Source organism: Streptomyces pilosus (assembly GCF_014649835.1).
Taxonomy (GTDB): Bacteria; Actinomycetota; Actinomycetes; order Streptomycetales; family Streptomycetaceae; genus Streptomyces; species Streptomyces pilosus.
Genome location: NZ_BMTU01000003.1, coordinates 320,057 through 334,796 on the forward strand (window position 1 = coordinate 320,057; position 14,740 = coordinate 334,796).

The following is a 14,740-nucleotide window of genomic DNA, read 5'->3' on the forward strand; positions in this document are numbered from 1 at the left end:
GGTTCCGGTCCTCCGCTCGCGGGTGCGATGCCCGAATCCTCCCTCATGGACCGGGGAGCGTGGCGGGCGGTTGCCGGAAACGGCCGTCCGGGGCGGCCACCGGTGGCGGGGCGTCGCGCCGGGCGGCGTGGCGGCCGGCCAGCCAGGAGACCAGGGCCACCGTCAGGCCCAGCGCGAGCAGCAGCCAGGACGCGGTGCGCAGGGTGGCGGTGAGGGCGTCGTAGATCGCGGCCGCGGCCGGGCGGTGGAGGCGGTCGGGCAGGTCGGCGAGGGTGAGCCGGCGGCCGACGGCGACCGCGAGGGCCAGCAGGGCGCCGCCCAGCGCCGTGCCCAGGCCGGTGGCGGTGAGCGCGCGGCGGCGGCGGGCGGCGACGGCGATCCCGGTGACGGCGAGGACGACCGTCGCGAGCGGCAGCCAGAACGCGGCGGCGTCCAGCACGTGGTACCCCTTCCGGAGTCCGGCCACCTCCTCGGCCGGCACCACCGGGACCGCGGTGTGCTCGACGGGGATGCGGTGGGCGTAGGGCATGCGGTCGGCGGCGAGCCGCTGCTTCAGCTGCGCGGTGACGGGGGCGAGGTCCACGGTGACCGGGCCCCGGGGTGCCGTGTCGTCGCGCAGGGCGTGCAGGACCGCGTCGTGGACGGCTCTGTTCCCCGCCTCCCAGGCGGTGCGGAACGCCTCGGTGCGGGTGAAGGAGTGGACGGCGTCGCGGACGAACGAGGTGAGGGCGGCGTCGGTGCCGGTGTCCGCGTTCGCCGGTGCGGGGGCCAGGGTGCGGACGACCTCGTCGTCCACGGCGTCGGCGACCGCGTCCCGCACGGCCGGGTCGGTGGCGAGGGGGGCGATGGTGTCGACGTAGCGGCCGGTGTCGGCGAGGCCGAGGGTCGCCCAGGCGGCGAGGGTGCCGCAGGGGGCGAGGAGGCAGGCCAGGGCGAGGAGGGTCGCGGAGAGGGCGTCGCGGAGGGGCACGCTTCCCAGGCAACGGGGTGAGGGCCCGGCGCGCGAGTGCTGGGGCGCGTACGGGTGCCCCGGGGACCCGTCCGCACGGGTCCCCGGGGGGCGAACGGCCGAAGGGCCTGAGCCGGCCCACCGGAGGTTCCGGTGCGAGACCCGGAACGTGCCACCGGAGGTCCGGTGCGGGCCGCCGTGGATCCGGAGCGGGTCACCGGAGGTCCCGCTGCGGGTCCCGGCGCGGGTCACCGGAGGTCCGGTGCGGGTCGCCGTGGATCCGGAGCGGGCCACCGGAGGTCCGGTGCGGGTCGCCGGAGATCCGGTCCGGGCCACCGGAGATCCGGTCCGGGCCACCGGAGGTCCGGACCGGCGCACCGGAGATCTCCGGTACGGCCCACCGAAGGTCCGGACGGGCCGCCGAACCTCCGGAGCGTGTCACCGCACCTCCGGAGCGTGTCACCGGAGGTGCGGTGCGGGCGGCCGGGAGGCGGGCCTGCGCGCGCGGTGCCCCCGGGGCGGGGCCGCCCGCCAGGGTACGGCGCGGAGGTCAGCGGATGCGGTGGCCCTCGGCGTCTTCCTGGGTGTAGAAGCGGTAGAACATGATGGCGAAGACGCCGGCCGTGACCGCCAGGCCCAGGGCCGCGCCCCGCAGGACGCTGGCGCCGGACTGACTGAAGAGGAAGGCGACCGCGATGCCGCAGAAGGCGGCCCAGACCACCGCGTGGATCTCCCTCCGGAGTTTCGGCGCCAGTGTGAGCAGCGCGATGAGGACCACGGCGAAGACGAGCGCGGTGACGAACCCGAACAGGAGGTTCCAGCCGGTGACGGGCCCGCCGTAACGCCGGTTGGCGGCTGCCCAGAAGCCGTAGACGAGTCCGAGGACGACGGGCAGCGCGATCACGGCCGCCCGGTGGGCCTTCCGGCTGAAGAGGTCCGTCGTGCCGCCCCGCTCGATCGCTGCCCGGTTCCGGGGTGCCGCGTGCGCCATGTGAGCACTCCTCTCTCCTCACCCCCGGCTTCCAGAGCACACCCGCGGGGCCGCGTCGGCAAGTCGGTCGCGCGGATCCGGCGCCGGGCCGGGACCGGATGCGGGCCGTCCCGGCCCGTGTTTCGCTGGGGTCGATGAGTCCGGGCAGCGCGGGACACGGCCTGGCCGGCCGGCACCCGCGGGCCGGCCGCCGGGACGTCGTGCACCGGCACGAGATGCTCCAGGTCAGGGGCCGCAGCGTCGCCTGGGTGCCCCCGCTGCTGCTGCTCGTCGCCATCGCCGTGGCCGACTACAACACCACCGGCGAGTTCCGCATCCTCTCCTGGATCGTGCTGGTGCCGGGCATCGCCGCCGCCATCTGCGGGGTGTGGGGCACGGCCCTGTACGCGGTGCTGGCGATGGTCGTGTACAGCGTCGTCGACAGCGCCTGGCCGCACCAGTTCCAGGCAGGGCTGCCGGACTTCATCCTCGTCGCCGCCGGTGGCGTCCTCGCCACCCTGGCCTGCGCGGTGCGGGTGCGCGGCGAGCGCCGCGCGCTGCACATGCGGGACGTCACCGACACCATCCGCAGCACCGTGCTGCGGCCGCTGCCGAAGAGATGGGGCGGTCTGGAGCACGCCGGGATCTACCTCACCGCGGACGCCGACGCCCGCGTGGGCGGCGACTTCTACGACATCCAGCCGGGCCCGCACGGCACCCGCGTGTTCGTCGGTGACGTGCAGGGCAAGGGGCTGGGCGCGGTGGAGACGGCGGCGGTGCTGCTCGGCGCGTTCCGCGAGGGCGGCTACCACGACGCGGACCTGTCGTCCGTCGCCGACCGGCTGGAGACGCGGATGCTCCGCCACCGCGAGTACACCACGGCGCTCGGCCGGAACGACGGCGACCGGTTCGCCACCGCCGTGCTGCTCGGCTTCCCGGCCGACCGCCGTGACGTCGTGGACGTCATCGTGTTCGGGCACGAGCCGCCGCTGGCCGTCGGCCCCGCGGGCGTGCGGATGCTGCCGGTCACGGGCGGGCTGCCGCTCGGCTACCGCGACCTCGCGCCCGGGGTGCCGCACAGCCGCAGGGTGCCGCTGGCCACGGACGAGACGCTGCTGGTGGTCACGGACGGGGTGACCGAGGCCCGGGACGCGGACGGCCGCTTCTACCGGCTCGCCGAACAGCTCACCCGCGCGGTGTCGGCGGACCCGCGGATCGCCGCGCCGGCCCGGCTGGCCAACTTCGTTCGGGACGGCACCCTGCGGCACTGCGAGGGACATCTGGCCGACGACACCACCGCCTTCGCGGTGCGGCGGGCCCTCCCGGCGGTGCGCGAAGGGCACGAAGGGGGACGTTCACCGTAGTGACCCCACCCTTTGCAGCCGCAGCCGTTACCGTGCTGCCGTGGGTGATCGACAGGGGGAGGGGACCATGCCCGGAACCGTGCTGCTGCTGGCGGCCGCGCCGCTGGGCCGGGGGCGGCTGGTCGACGCGGCGTCCGTGCTCCCGGTCCTCGCCGCGGTGCCGCCCGCCGTGCTGTCCGGCACGGACACGGCGAACGTGGTCGAACTCGCCGACCCGCTGGAGCCGCAGGCCGTACTGACCCGGCTGCGCGCGGCGGCCGCCGCACCGGGGCCGCTGACCGTGTACGTCACCGGCCAGCTCCAGCTCGACCGCCGGCAGCGGCAGCCGCACCTGGCGCTGGCCCGTACGACGCCGTCCACGGTGCGGTACACGGCGCTGCCCTGGCAGTGGTTCCGGGAGGAGCTGCGGCTGCGGCCGGCGGGCGCGACGACCCTGGTCCTCGATCTGCACGCCGACCCGGAGAGCTGGCAGTCGCTGTGCGCGCCGGGGCCGCCGGGCGCGTTCCCGCTGGACTGCGGGCGGGACGCCGCCGTGTACGGTCGCGTCGCACCGCCGCCGGCGCGGCGCGCGGTCGCGGCACCGGAGTACATGAAGGCGGTCGCGACGATTCTGCGCAGCGGGCGGCGGCCGCCGGAGGAGGAGCTGCACCGGCTGGCGCTGACGCGGATCGCCCCGGAGAGCGCGGGCCGGGACCTGCTGCTGGCGCGGCACGGGCCCCTCCCGGGCGATCCGCACGCGGCCGTCACCGCCGCCGTGCGCTCCGGCCGGCACGCGGACGCCGACGCGCTCGCCGCGCGGCTGGAACAGGCGGCCGGCCTCGCCCACGGGCCCGGCTCCGAGGAGGCGCTGCACTGGAGCGAGGTCCGGGCGGACCTGGCGATGCTGGCGGGAGACGCGGCCCGCAGCTGCCGGAGCTGGCTGTCGGTGGCCGCGGCACGGCTGGCCGCCGGGCAGCCGGCCGACGCGCCCGCCGTCGAGGCGGCCGTGGACCGGGCGCACCACCAGTGGGGCCGGATCGGTGATCCGGTCCGCGCCCGTGAGCTGGGCGTGGTGCTGGCGGAACTCCGCGGCCGGGTCCCCGGCCGGCAGGAGGGCGCGCTGGCCCACGTGCGACGGCAGTTGCGGCAGCTGCAGACACAGCCCTGACCCGCACGGCCCCCGGGCGCCGGCCGCGTCGCACGGCGCCGCAGCCGTCGGTCGGGCCCGGACCCTCCGACTCGTCCGCCGGACAGGGCCTAGCGGACCGTCGCTTCGGCGGGGATCGTGGTCTGTCGGTCCGGTGCGGGGTCGGCGGAGGCTCTGGCCGGGCCGGCGTTCGCCGCCAGGACCAGCGCCGCGACCGCGGCGACGGCCGCGGCGAAGCCTCGGGCGTAACGCTCGGCGGAGCGTGTGCGTTCCAGCACGGCGACCTCGCAACAGCGACGGGTTAAGCACGTTTAATCCGCGGTTTAACCTAGGGGCTGCCGGACACGAACGGCAAGGGGCGCTGGGGGAGTTGGCATGGGGGATCGGGACGAGCCGGGGACCATCGGACGCCGGGTGCAGCGGTTGCGCGTGGCGCGTGGACTGACCCAGAAACAGCTGGCCGAGCCGGTGTACACGCCCGCGTACGTCTCCACCCTGGAGGCCGGCCGGGTGCGCCCCTCCGACGAGGCGCTGCGGCATCTCGCCGACCGTCTGGGAGTCGAGTTCGACGAACTGGCGACCGGACGTCCGGCCCGGCTGGTGACCGAGCTGCGGCTGCGGCTGACCGAGGCGCAGCGCACGCTGGCCGCCGGTGCGGCGGAGACCGCGGTGGAGCAGTACACCGGGCTGCTCGCCGAGGCGGAGACGCACGGGCTGGCCGAGGAACAGGCCGCCGCCCTGCTCGGACTCGGGGAGTGCTGCCTGGAGACGGGTGAACTGGAGGAAGGGCGCGGGTACTTCGAGCGGGCCGAGGCGCGGCTCGCTGACGCGCCGCTGACCGCGCGGGTGCCGGCGCTGCGCGGGCGGGCCGTCGCGCACTATCTGGCGGGTGAGCTGCGGTACGCGGTCTACCTGCTGGAGTCCACCCTCGACGAGCTGAACCGGAGCGGTCTGCACGACCCGGACGCGCTGCTGCTGCTCTACTCCGGTGCGATCGGGCCGTACATGGACATGGGCGCGCACGCGCGGGCCGCGCAGGCGGCGGAGTTCGCGCTGGCCCTGGCGCCGCAGGCCGGTGACCCGGCGCTGGTGGCGCGCATGCACCGCTCCGTCGCCCGCACCCTGCTCGCCGAGGGCCGTCTGGCCGAGGCGGACGCCTCGCTGGCCAAGGCGGCGGAACTGTACCGGGGGCTGCGACTGCGCACCGAGCTGGCCCACTGCCACTGGATGCGCGGGTACGTGTACGCGCAGAACGGCGAGCTGGAGCGCGCGGAGCACGAGATGCGGGAGGCGCTGCACATGCTGTCCGCGAACCGCGCGGCCCTCTACAGCAGCCAGCTCACGGTGGAGCTGGCGGACGTCCTGCACCGGCGCGACCGCTCCGGGGAGGCGGCGGAGCTGCTGCGGGGCGTGCTCGGCGGGCTGTCCCCCGAGCGCGGCGCGGTGCACGCGGCGGCCGCGCACCGGCTGCTCGGCATCATCGCCGAGGACGCCGGGCGGACCGAGGAGGCCGAGGAGCACTACGTCCGCGCGCTGAGCCTGCTGGAGCGCGCGGGCGCCGCCGGTGACCTGGCCGACCTGTGCCGCCTCCTCGGTGACCTGCTGCGCCGCGGCGGCCGCGTCGAGGCGGCCCTGGACGCCTACCGCACCGGCCTGGGCCACCGCACGGCCCCCGGCACCACCACCCTGGGCCCGGCCCCCGCCCAGCCCCAGCTCTGACCCGGCACCCCGGACACCGGCCGCCCCGGACCCGGCCTGTTTCGCCGGATGGGCGCAGGGGTAGTCGGGGGGCGCTTCGGACGTGACGGGAGGCGAGGGGTGTGCGACCCGCGGACGACTCCGGGGGCGACCCGGACGGCCGGGGCGCCGAGCGGGGGGTGTACGAGCAGGTCGCCGAGGCGATCACGACGGGGCTGCGCGAGCACGGGCCCGCCGCCGTGCCGGGCCGGCTCTGCGGGGCGGCCGTCGCCCTGGTGCCGGTGGACGGCGCGAGCGTGTCGCTGCGCGGCTCCGGCATGCCCGTACACCTCGCCGCCTCCAGCCCGTACGCCGCGCGTCTCGCCGCGTTGCAGGCGACGCTGGGCGACGGGCCCTGCCGGCACGTCCTGGACACCGGGAGCCCCGTCCTGGTCCGCGACCTGGCCGCCGCCGACGGCGCCGACCGCTGGCCGGTCTTCGCCCAGCAGGCGCTCGGCACCGGAGTGCGGGCCGTCTACGCGCTGCCCCTCGGCAGCGGCAGCGCCTGCTTCGGCAGCCTGGACCTCTACCGCGACACCCCCGGCGTGCTCACCGACCGCCAGCTGGGCGTGGCGGGCCTCGTCGCCGACGCGATGACCTCGGCGCTGATGGACCTGCCGTACGGCCTGCCCGACGGCGACGAACCCTGGCTGAGCGGGCTGGCCGCCGATCACGACCGGGTCCACCAGGCCGTCGGCATGATCATGGCCCAGCTCGGTGTCGGTGCCGACGAGGCACTGGCCCGGCTCCGCGGCGACGCCTTCGCCCACGGCCGTACCGCGCTGGAGGTCGCCCTGGACGTCGTCTCCCACCGCCGGCGCTTCGACACCCGGTGACAACACCCGCCGGGCAGCCGTCCCTTGCGCGCCGCCCCGCGCGTACGGACGCCAACTACGCTGCGGGACCATGGACATAGCCATTCTCTTCCTCACCTGCCTCGTGATCGCCGGCGTCATGACCCTGCAGACCGCCCTCTCCCGCGCCGAGCGCCGCGCCGTCCGCGTCGAGCGCAAACTCGACCTGATCCTCGGCCACCTGGGCCTGGAGGAGGAGATCCCGGGGAAGGACGAGATCATCGGCCTCGTCCGCGCGGGCAAGCAGGTCCAGGCGATCAAGCTGTACCGCGAGACCACGGGCGCGGACCTGCTGGAGGCCAAGCAGGCGGTGGACCGCCTGGTCTGACCGGCGGCGGGCCCTCGCCGCTCAGATCCGCAGGCGCTCCTGGCGGCCGACCTCCGCCAGGCGGTCCGCGCCGAGCTGGGTGACCGCCTGGGTGACCTCCGGGAGGACCGCGCCGAAGCCGGCGTTGGTGAGGGTGATCGTGTCCTCGCCGACGCGGACCGCCGCGAGGTTCAGGGTGAGGACGGTGGGTGCCCCGTCCGACGCCTCCCCGGTCATGCGCAGGCGCACGGCCGCCCGGGCGTCGCCCGCCCCGGGGAGCGGGAGCCGTGCCACCTCGACGAGCTGGGTGCCGGCCCGGGGGGTCCTCGTCTCGAAGCGTTCGCACCTCTCGGGCAGGGTGCCCAGCCAGTCCAGGGCACGGTCCACGTCGGCGGGACGGTACGCGGCGATCTGATAGCGCAGCTGGGTGTCGTTGTAGGCGTCGTCGAGGGTGGTCGTCACGCGCGGGCCGGCCGGGGTGCCGAACAGTTCCTCCGTGTAGAGGACGTCGAGGAGGCGGCGGCAGTCGGGGTCGTCCGTGGTCCCCTTGAGCAGTCCGTCCCGCCAGGTCGCCGCGCCCCGGCTCATCATCCACGGTTCCCCCAGGTCCGCGTCCGTGATCAGCGCCTCCCGCAGCTGCGCCTCGCTGAGCGCGGGCGGGGACGGCGCGGGCCGCTCGCCGGCCGGGACGGAGGCGGACCGGGACGGCTCGGGGGGCTGGGAGACGGCCTCCGGCAGCGCGCGCGGCACGTTCCGGTCGTCGGCGACGCACCCCGCGGCGAACAGGGCCGTCACCGACAGGGCGGAGGCGAGGAGGACACGGGTGGCCGGGGCATGGGTCATCGGGGTGCCTCCTGGGGGGACCGGGCCGTCCACGAGCGGCCGTGCCCCTACGCCACCACCGGGCGGGCCGCGTCACCAGCGCGGCGGGCCGTCCGGGTGAGCGGCGGAGCGCGCGGCGCCGCGGCCGGGAACCCCGCGTAGGGTCACGGGGCAGGACCGCCCTCGGAAGGAGCACCGCCGTGACCGACGGTCAGCCCGTCCCGGTGATCATCGACTGCGACACCGGGGTCGACGACGCCCTGGCCCTGCTGTTCGCCGTACGCCATCCGGGGATCGACCTGCGTGCCGTCACCTGCGTGGCCGGGAACACCGACGTGGACGGCGTCGTGCGCAACACGCTGACCGTGCTGGAGCGGGCGGGCGCGCCGGACGTCCCGGTCGCGCGGGGCGCCGAACGGCCGCTGATCGAGGAGCCGCGCTCCGCCCGCCACGTGCACGGCCACGACGGGATGGGCGACCTCGGGCTGCCCGCCCCGCGCCGCGCCCCGGCCGGGGTGGACGCGGTGACCCTGCTGCGCCGCGAGATCCTCGCCTCGCCCCGCCCGGTCACCCTCGTGCCCACCGCCCCGCTCACCAACATCGCGCTGCTGCTGCGGACCCACCCCGAGGTCACCCGCAACATCGGGCGGATCGTGTTCATGGGCGGCGCGGCGGGCGTGGGGAACGCCACCCCGGTCGCCGAGTTCAACGTGTGGCACGACCCGGAGGCCGCCGCGATCCTCCTCACCGCGGGCGTGCCGATCACCATGTACGGCCTGGACGTGTTCACCCGGGTCGTCGTCCCGGGCGCCGAGGTGCGGCGGCTGCGCGCGAGTGCCGAACCGGGCACCCGGCTGGCCGGCGACCTGCTCGCCCACCGGCCGGCGCACCCGGGCAGCAGACCCGACGACCCCGCCGAGGACGCCGGCGGTCTCGGCGACGCGGGCGCGCTGTGCGCGGTCGCCGACCCGGAGGGCCTGACCACCCACCGCCTCCCCGTCGAGGTCGGTCTCGCCCCGGGTCCGGCCCGCGGCCAGACCGTGGTGGACCGCCGCCCCCGCGCGGGCGAGTCCGAACTCCACGAGGGGGTGCGCGAGCAGCCCCTGGTGGACGTCGGCCTGGACGTGGACGTGGAGCGCTACGTGCGGCTGTACCTGACGACGGTCGAACGCCCCGCCGTGTGATCGGACACCCGTTCCCCCTCCCGGCGCGGGTGAACGGCGCCGTACGCCACATGCCCAGGGAATGGCTCCCCGCTGCCGGTGCGTTCGCTTTTACGGTGGTCTGGACAGATTCTCCGCCGGTACCCGCACGCACCCAGAGGAGACCGCGTGACCGATCGCCCGAACCCCTCCGACGCCCTGCCGCCCCACCCCGCACCCGACGCCACGCCCGACCTCTCCTCGCGGGACCCCGACTGGTGGCGGCAGGCCGTCGTCTACCAGATCTACCCCCGCAGCTTCGCCGACGCCGACGGTGACGGACTCGGTGACCTGCGCGGCATCACCCGCCGCCTCACCCACCTCGCCGCCCTCGGCGTCGACGCCCTGTGGCTGAGCCCCTTCTACCCCTCCGAGCTCGCCGACGGCGGCTACGACGTCGCCGACCCGCGCGACGTCGACCCGCGCCTGGGCACCCTCGACGACTTCGACGCGCTGGTGCGCGAGGCCCACCGGCTCGGCCTGAAGGTGATCGTCGACATCGTCCCCAACCACACCTCCCACCAGCACGTCTGGTTCCAGGAGGCGCTGCGCGCCGGTCCCGGCTCGCCCGCCCGCGACCGCTACGTCTTCCGCGACGGCCGGGGCGAACGGGGCGAGCTGCCGCCCACCGACTGGCAGTCCGTGTTCGGCGGCAGCGCCTGGCAGCGGGTGCCGGACGGGCAGTGGTACCTGCACCTGTTCGCCGCCGAGCAGCCCGACCTCGACTGGGGCCACCAGGACGTCCGCGACGACCACCGCACCACCCTGCGGTTCTGGAGCGACCGGGGCGTGGACGGCTTCCGGGTCGACGTGGCGCACGCCCTGGTCAAGGACCTGAGCGAGCCGCTGCGCGACCTCGGCGACCACGCGGCGGGCGGTGAAGCCGCCCTCACCGACTTCGCGCCCGGCACCCACCCGTTCTACGACCGCGACGAGGTGCACGAGATCTACCGCGACTGGCGCAAGATCCTCGACGCCTACACGCCGCCCCGGACGGCCGTCGCCGAGGCCTGGATCCCCGGCGAGCGGCGCGCCCTGTACGCCCGTCCGGACGAACTGGGCCAGGCCTTCAACTTCGAGTACCTGGAGACCCCCTGGGACGCGGACGCGCTCCGCCGGGTCATCGCCGACTCCCTCGCGACCGCCCACGCGGTCGGGGCCTCGGCGACCTGGGTGCTCTCCAACCACGACGTGGTCCGGCACGCCTCCCGGCTGGTGCTCCCGCCGGGCACCGACGACAACGCCTGGCTGCTGTCCGGTGGCCACGCCCCCGCCGTCGACGCCGGAGCCGGTCTGCGCCGGGCCCGCGCGGCCACCCTGCTGATGCTGGCGCTGCCCGGCTCGGCCTACGTCTACCAGGGCGAGGAACTCGGTCTGCCCGAGGTCGCCGACCTGCCCACCGAGGTCCTCCAGGACCCCATCTGGGAACAGACCGGCCATGTGCGCAAGGGCCGCGACGGATGCCGGGTGCCCCTGCCGTGGACCACGGACGGCCCCTCGTACGGCTTCGGATCGGCCGGCGCGTGGCTGCCGCAGCCGCCGTCCTTCGCGGAGTACGCCGTGGAGGCGCAGGACGGGGTGGAGGGCTCCACCCTGGAGCTCTACCGCACGGCGCTCCGACTGCGCCGCAAACTGCTGGACGGCGAGACGCTGACCTGGGCGGAGGACGCCCCGGCCGGAGTGGTGCAGTTCGACCGCGGTGACGGCTGGCGCTGCGTGGCCAACCTGTCCGCCGCCCCGGTGCCCCTCCCGGCGGGTGAGGTCCTGCTGACCAGCGCCCCCCTGGAGGACGGCCGCCTCGCCCCCGACACCACGGCCTGGCTCGCCCGCTGAACCGTGCCGCTCCGCCCCGGTGCCCGCCGCGCCGGGGCGGCCGCGGTGGGCACCCGTACGGCCGTCCAGCGCGGGCGGCCCGGCGGGAGCGCCGTCATGATCGCTACCAGGTGTGTCCGTGAAGGTCGTACAGGGAGCCCGCCGACGATGAACAGGTCAAGCAGGACAGCCGCCGCCGTGTGGGGCGCGGCCGGGGTGCTCGCGGGCGGGTGGCTGCAGGCCGGGACGGCGGGAGCCACCGCCCTGCCCGCCCCGGTCGCGCGGCCCGCGGTGCTGTGGGGCGACGTGACGATCCCGCCGGGGCGGGACGGCATCGTGGAGGCCGGCGGCGTCACCGGGCCGGTGCTCGGCAGCGGATCCACGCTGACCCTGACCGCGCCGGCCGGGACGCGGGTGACGGGCGTCCCCCTCGACACCCCCGGCTACCGGGGCGCGGTGGCCGCCGACGGCCGCACCGCCGTCTACACCGCGGCCTCGGCCGAGCGGCCGTGGCGGGACGGTGCGTTCCCGTTCGTGGTCGCGGTCCCCGCGGACGCGGTGCCCGGGACCCGGCTGGGCGGCTGCGTGCTGCGGCTCGCGGACGCGGGCGGCGCGGTCAGGGCGTCGGGCGGGTGCCAGGTGACCGTGGGGCTGGCCGAACCCACCCTGGCCAGGCCCGAGTCCGGCGTCCCGCTGGAGGGGCGGCCGGCGATCGCGGGCCGGGCGCACCCCGGGGCGCAGATCACCGTCTCCGACCAGGACGGCGGCGAGGTGTGCACCGACACCACCGGCTCCGACGGCCTCTGGGTCTGCACCCCCGCCCGTGCCCTGCCCGAGGGCCCCAACCGTCTCCAGGCCACCGCCACCCTGAACGGGGTGAGCGCGTCGAGCGAGCAGATCCAGATCACCGTGGCTCCGTAGCGCACCTCTCAGTGGCGCACCGCTCGTGCCACCTCCGGGCGGGCGTCGGAGGGCAGGTCGTGCGTGCTGCGCGCGGTGGCCCGCGCGGACTCGCCCGCCGGCACGTCGTCCACGGTCACCAGGGCCACGTCGACCAGGTCGCCGCCCGCGTCCCTGAAGTCGATCTGCACCAGGAAGGACCGGGCCGAGTCGTCGGTGTTGCGCACGGTCACCCCGACGGACGCGCGCCCGCTCGCGGGGACGTCGGGGGAGCCCAGGGTGACGTCGTCCTTCGCGTCGAGGTTCCGCGTGAAGTCCTCGAACCGGCGCCCCGCCTCGGCCGTCGCCGACTCCCACGCCCCGGTGGCGCGGGAGGCCGCGGAGGAGACGGACGGCTCCGCGCCGTCCTCCCCGCCGGTGCAGCCGACCGCGCCGCCGACCAGCAGAGCCGTCAGCGCGGCCGCTCCGGCGGCCGCGCGACGGCTGGGGGCCGTCATGTCAGACGTGTCCCGGGCCACCGCTGCCGAAGGCCCCGCTGGAGCCGGGCAGCCAGCGCTTGCGCTTCTGGTCCTTGCCGGTCCTGGACCCGGAGTGGTGGATCTCGTAGGGCATGAGCCGGGACCCGCCCCTCTCCACCCGGGGCATCTCGTCGGGTTCCCGCATCTCCCGCATCTCGCGGACCGCGCCGCCGTCCGGCAGCTTCGGCTGTTGCTCGGGAGTGGGACGGGGGGATTCCTGGTCCATGACGCGCATGCCGACCCGTACGGCCCAGACCAGCGCGCCGGCCACGATCAGCCCGCCGACGACGATCGCGGTCACGCTCCACCCACTCTGAACGGCCGCCAGAAGTTGATACGTTCCGATGCTCATGCTTTGAGTATGGACGAGGAAATGAGATAAAGCGCCCGGAATGTCCAGATCGTTGGCCATGGCTCCGCGGGAGGATCAGGGCGCCACCGGCCGTGCGGCGGGCCCTCGTTCGGCCCGTCCCGGCGGGCGGCGGGCCCCGGCCCGTGACAGATTGCGGCCGGAGGGAAGGCCGGGACGGGCCGTCGCGTCCCCACGTGTGCAGCTCGGGGCCCGGCCCGGTCTTCCCGCGCCCGGCGCCCGGCGTCCGGGCGCGCCGGCCGCGCCGGCGGCGACTCCTCGACCGCGGCAGCGGTCTCGCCCCGCAGGACCGCGAGCACCATGACGGCCGGGGAGCACGCCCGCGCCGGGCGCCTGGGCGGGACGGACGGGCTGCCTCCGCACCGTCTTCGCCGTGCTCGCGGCCGGCCGCGGCACCAGCGACCTCAGGACGCAGGACCACCCGGCTGCCGTCCTGGGCCCGGCACGCGCGCCGGGTGCCACGCGGCCCGACGCCACCACCGGGGACCCGTCCCTCGCCCTGGCCGCCCCCGGCGGTGCCGTCCCGCCCTCCCGTCACGGCCACCGCCCCCGACGCCTGGCGCCGCCCCCTCGTCGTGTTCATGGGCGGCCCGCGCACCGCCCCGCGGGTCCCCTTCCACGGAGCCGTCCTCACCCGGACCGGGCTGGGGAACGCACTCGGCGGGACGGGTCCCATCGCACCCGAACGGACGAGGGCACCGGCGGGAAGCGCACGGGGGCCGGGCCGCCGGGGAATGCGCCCGGACGGGTGGTGTGCGCTCCGCCGGCGCGGGGAACGGACATCTGCCTCCGTCACGACAGTTTTTCCGCCAGGCCGACTAGAGTTTCCCTGCGGGGAACCCGTCCCCGTGGCGGACCGTGCCCACGGTGGTCCGCGGAAAGGCGCGCATGCCCCCGGAGAGTCAGCCGTACGCCGACGGCCGGCAGCCGGACCAGGACCGGCTCCCCGTCGCCGACCGGCTCGACGACGACCACTTCCCGGCCTACACCATGGGCAGGGCCGCCGAACTGGTCGGAAGCACCCCCGCGTTCCTCCGCGCGCTGGGCGAGGCGCGGCTGATCACCCCGGCGCGCTCCGGGGGCGGTCACCGCCGCTATTCGCGCCACCAGCTGCGGCTGGCGGCCCGCGCCCGCGAGCTGATCGACCAGGGCACACCGGTCGACGCGGCGTGCCGGATCATCAGTCTGGAGGAGCGGCTGGAGCAGGCCGAACGGGCCAACGAGGAGCTGCGCGCGCGGGCGGCGGGCCCGGCCCGCGGGTCACGGTGAAAATCTCCCCCCGTCGGGACAGAATTTCCTCTCCCGCTGCGGAAAATCTCATTCCCTAAACACGCCATCGGCGTTTTATTCCAGTGATTTTCCTCGCTTGCCGCGAGTCCTCTCCGTGCTAGGCTGACGCCAGTTGCAGTTGTGGTTGCCAGTTTGCTACCGGGTCTCCGGGCAGGTGATCATCGCGACGATGTAGGGATTCGTAAAGTGCGAGTTCCGACACTGTCTCAGGAGATTTGATATGGCCACCGGTACGGTGAAGTGGTTCAACTCGGAAAAGGGCTTCGGCTTCATCGAGCAGGACGGCGGCGGCGCTGACGTGTTCGCCCACTACTCGAACATCGCCACCTCGGGCTTCCGTGAGCTCCAGGAAGGCCAGAAGGTGACCTTCGACGTCACCCAGGGCCAGAAGGGCCCGCAGGCGGAGAACATCGTCCCCGCCTGACCTGCACGCAGGGATTCAAGAGCAGGGGTCCGCACTTCGGTGCGGGCCCCTGCTCTTTGTTTTCCGCCGATCGGCACGCTGCATTCACCCGCTAT

At 75.7% G+C, this 14,740-nt stretch carries 16 protein-coding genes; 10 read left to right on the top strand and 6 right to left on the bottom strand.

The genetic code is table 11. From position 1 onward, the window contains the following. Positions 1 to 43 precede the first annotated feature (43 nt). Together IE118_RS09765 and IE118_RS09770 are read right to left on the bottom strand one after the other, a co-directional pair. Positions 44 to 970 (bottom strand): hypothetical protein, encoded by a 927-nt coding sequence (locus tag IE118_RS09765; protein WP_229846733.1) that lies wholly within the window; start codon positions 968 to 970, stop codon positions 44 to 46. Between the two features lie 529 nt (positions 971 to 1,499). Continuing rightward, the gene (locus IE118_RS09770; RefSeq protein ID WP_189557359.1) at positions 1,500 to 1,940 is read right to left on the bottom strand and encodes a hypothetical protein; all 441 of its coding nucleotides are present in this window, start codon (positions 1,938 to 1,940) and stop codon (positions 1,500 to 1,502) included. A 134-nt stretch (positions 1,941 to 2,074) separates the two neighbouring features. Between IE118_RS09770 and IE118_RS09775 the strand changes: the two genes are divergently transcribed. Both IE118_RS09775 and IE118_RS09780 read left to right on the top strand, forming a co-directional pair. Beyond that, positions 2,075 to 3,283, top strand: coding sequence for a PP2C family protein-serine/threonine phosphatase (locus IE118_RS09775; protein WP_189557360.1), 1,209 nt, complete (start codon positions 2,075 to 2,077; stop codon positions 3,281 to 3,283). A 67-nt stretch (positions 3,284 to 3,350) separates the two neighbouring features. Continuing rightward, a complete protein-coding gene (locus tag IE118_RS09780; RefSeq protein ID WP_189557361.1) occupies positions 3,351 to 4,430 on the top strand; it encodes a hypothetical protein in 1,080 nt (359 codons plus the stop codon). 89 nt (positions 4,431 to 4,519) lie between these two features. On the opposite strand, the gene IE118_RS09785 is transcribed toward IE118_RS09780, so the two are convergent. Next, positions 4,520 to 4,687 (bottom strand): hypothetical protein, encoded by a 168-nt coding sequence (locus IE118_RS09785; RefSeq protein WP_189557362.1) that lies wholly within the window; start codon positions 4,685 to 4,687, stop codon positions 4,520 to 4,522. Positions 4,688 to 4,784: 97 nt separating this feature from the next. Here IE118_RS09785 and IE118_RS09790 point away from each other — a divergent pair, with 97 nt between their 5' ends. From IE118_RS09790 to IE118_RS09800, 3 genes are all read left to right on the top strand, one after another. Then, positions 4,785 to 6,128, top strand: a complete 1,344-nt coding sequence (locus IE118_RS09790) for a helix-turn-helix domain-containing protein (RefSeq protein ID WP_189557363.1) — start codon at positions 4,785 to 4,787, stop codon at positions 6,126 to 6,128. A 101-nt stretch (positions 6,129 to 6,229) separates the two neighbouring features. After that, a complete protein-coding gene (locus tag IE118_RS09795; protein WP_189557364.1) occupies positions 6,230 to 6,982 on the top strand; it encodes a GAF and ANTAR domain-containing protein in 753 nt (250 codons plus the stop codon). A 70-nt stretch (positions 6,983 to 7,052) separates the two neighbouring features. Further along, on the top strand, positions 7,053 to 7,328 hold the full coding sequence (locus IE118_RS09800) for a hypothetical protein (protein WP_189557365.1): 276 nt from the start codon (positions 7,053 to 7,055) through the stop codon (positions 7,326 to 7,328). A gap of 21 nt (positions 7,329 to 7,349) precedes the next feature. Here IE118_RS09800 and IE118_RS09805 read toward each other — a convergent pair whose 3' ends face one another. After that, entirely contained in the window at positions 7,350 to 8,150 is an 801-nt protein-coding gene (locus IE118_RS09805; RefSeq protein ID WP_189557366.1) for a hypothetical protein, read from the bottom strand. Positions 8,151 to 8,329: 179 nt separating this feature from the next. Here IE118_RS09805 and IE118_RS09810 point away from each other — a divergent pair, with 179 nt between their 5' ends. From IE118_RS09810 to IE118_RS09820, 3 genes are all read left to right on the top strand, one after another. Next, positions 8,330 to 9,313: a nucleoside hydrolase gene (locus tag IE118_RS09810; protein ID WP_189557367.1), complete on the top strand. Its 984-nt coding sequence runs from the start codon at positions 8,330 to 8,332 to the stop codon at positions 9,311 to 9,313. A 147-nt stretch (positions 9,314 to 9,460) separates the two neighbouring features. After that, positions 9,461 to 11,164, top strand: a complete 1,704-nt coding sequence (locus IE118_RS09815) for a glycoside hydrolase family 13 protein (RefSeq protein WP_189557368.1) — start codon at positions 9,461 to 9,463, stop codon at positions 11,162 to 11,164. A 147-nt stretch (positions 11,165 to 11,311) separates the two neighbouring features. Further along, positions 11,312 to 12,064, top strand: coding sequence for an Ig-like domain-containing protein (locus IE118_RS09820; protein WP_189557369.1), 753 nt, complete (start codon positions 11,312 to 11,314; stop codon positions 12,062 to 12,064). An 8-nt stretch (positions 12,065 to 12,072) separates the two neighbouring features. On the opposite strand, the gene IE118_RS09825 is transcribed toward IE118_RS09820, so the two are convergent. Both IE118_RS09825 and IE118_RS09830 read right to left on the bottom strand, forming a co-directional pair. Next, entirely contained in the window at positions 12,073 to 12,540 is a 468-nt protein-coding gene (locus IE118_RS09825) for a hypothetical protein (RefSeq protein WP_189557370.1), read from the bottom strand. 1 nt (position 12,541) lies between these two features. Continuing rightward, entirely contained in the window at positions 12,542 to 12,913 is a 372-nt protein-coding gene (locus IE118_RS09830) for a DUF6479 family protein (protein WP_189557371.1), read from the bottom strand. Between the two features lie 906 nt (positions 12,914 to 13,819). On the opposite strand from IE118_RS09830, the gene IE118_RS09835 reads away from it, so the two are divergent. Further along, positions 13,820 to 14,200 carry a MerR family transcriptional regulator gene (locus IE118_RS09835; RefSeq protein WP_189557372.1) on the top strand — a complete coding sequence of 127 codons (381 nt, stop codon included), beginning with the start codon at positions 13,820 to 13,822 and terminating at the stop codon, positions 14,198 to 14,200. A 241-nt stretch (positions 14,201 to 14,441) separates the two neighbouring features. Next, positions 14,442 to 14,645: a cold-shock protein gene (locus IE118_RS09840; RefSeq protein WP_004985680.1), complete on the top strand. Its 204-nt coding sequence runs from the start codon at positions 14,442 to 14,444 to the stop codon at positions 14,643 to 14,645. Positions 14,646 to 14,740: the final 95 nt, after the last annotated feature.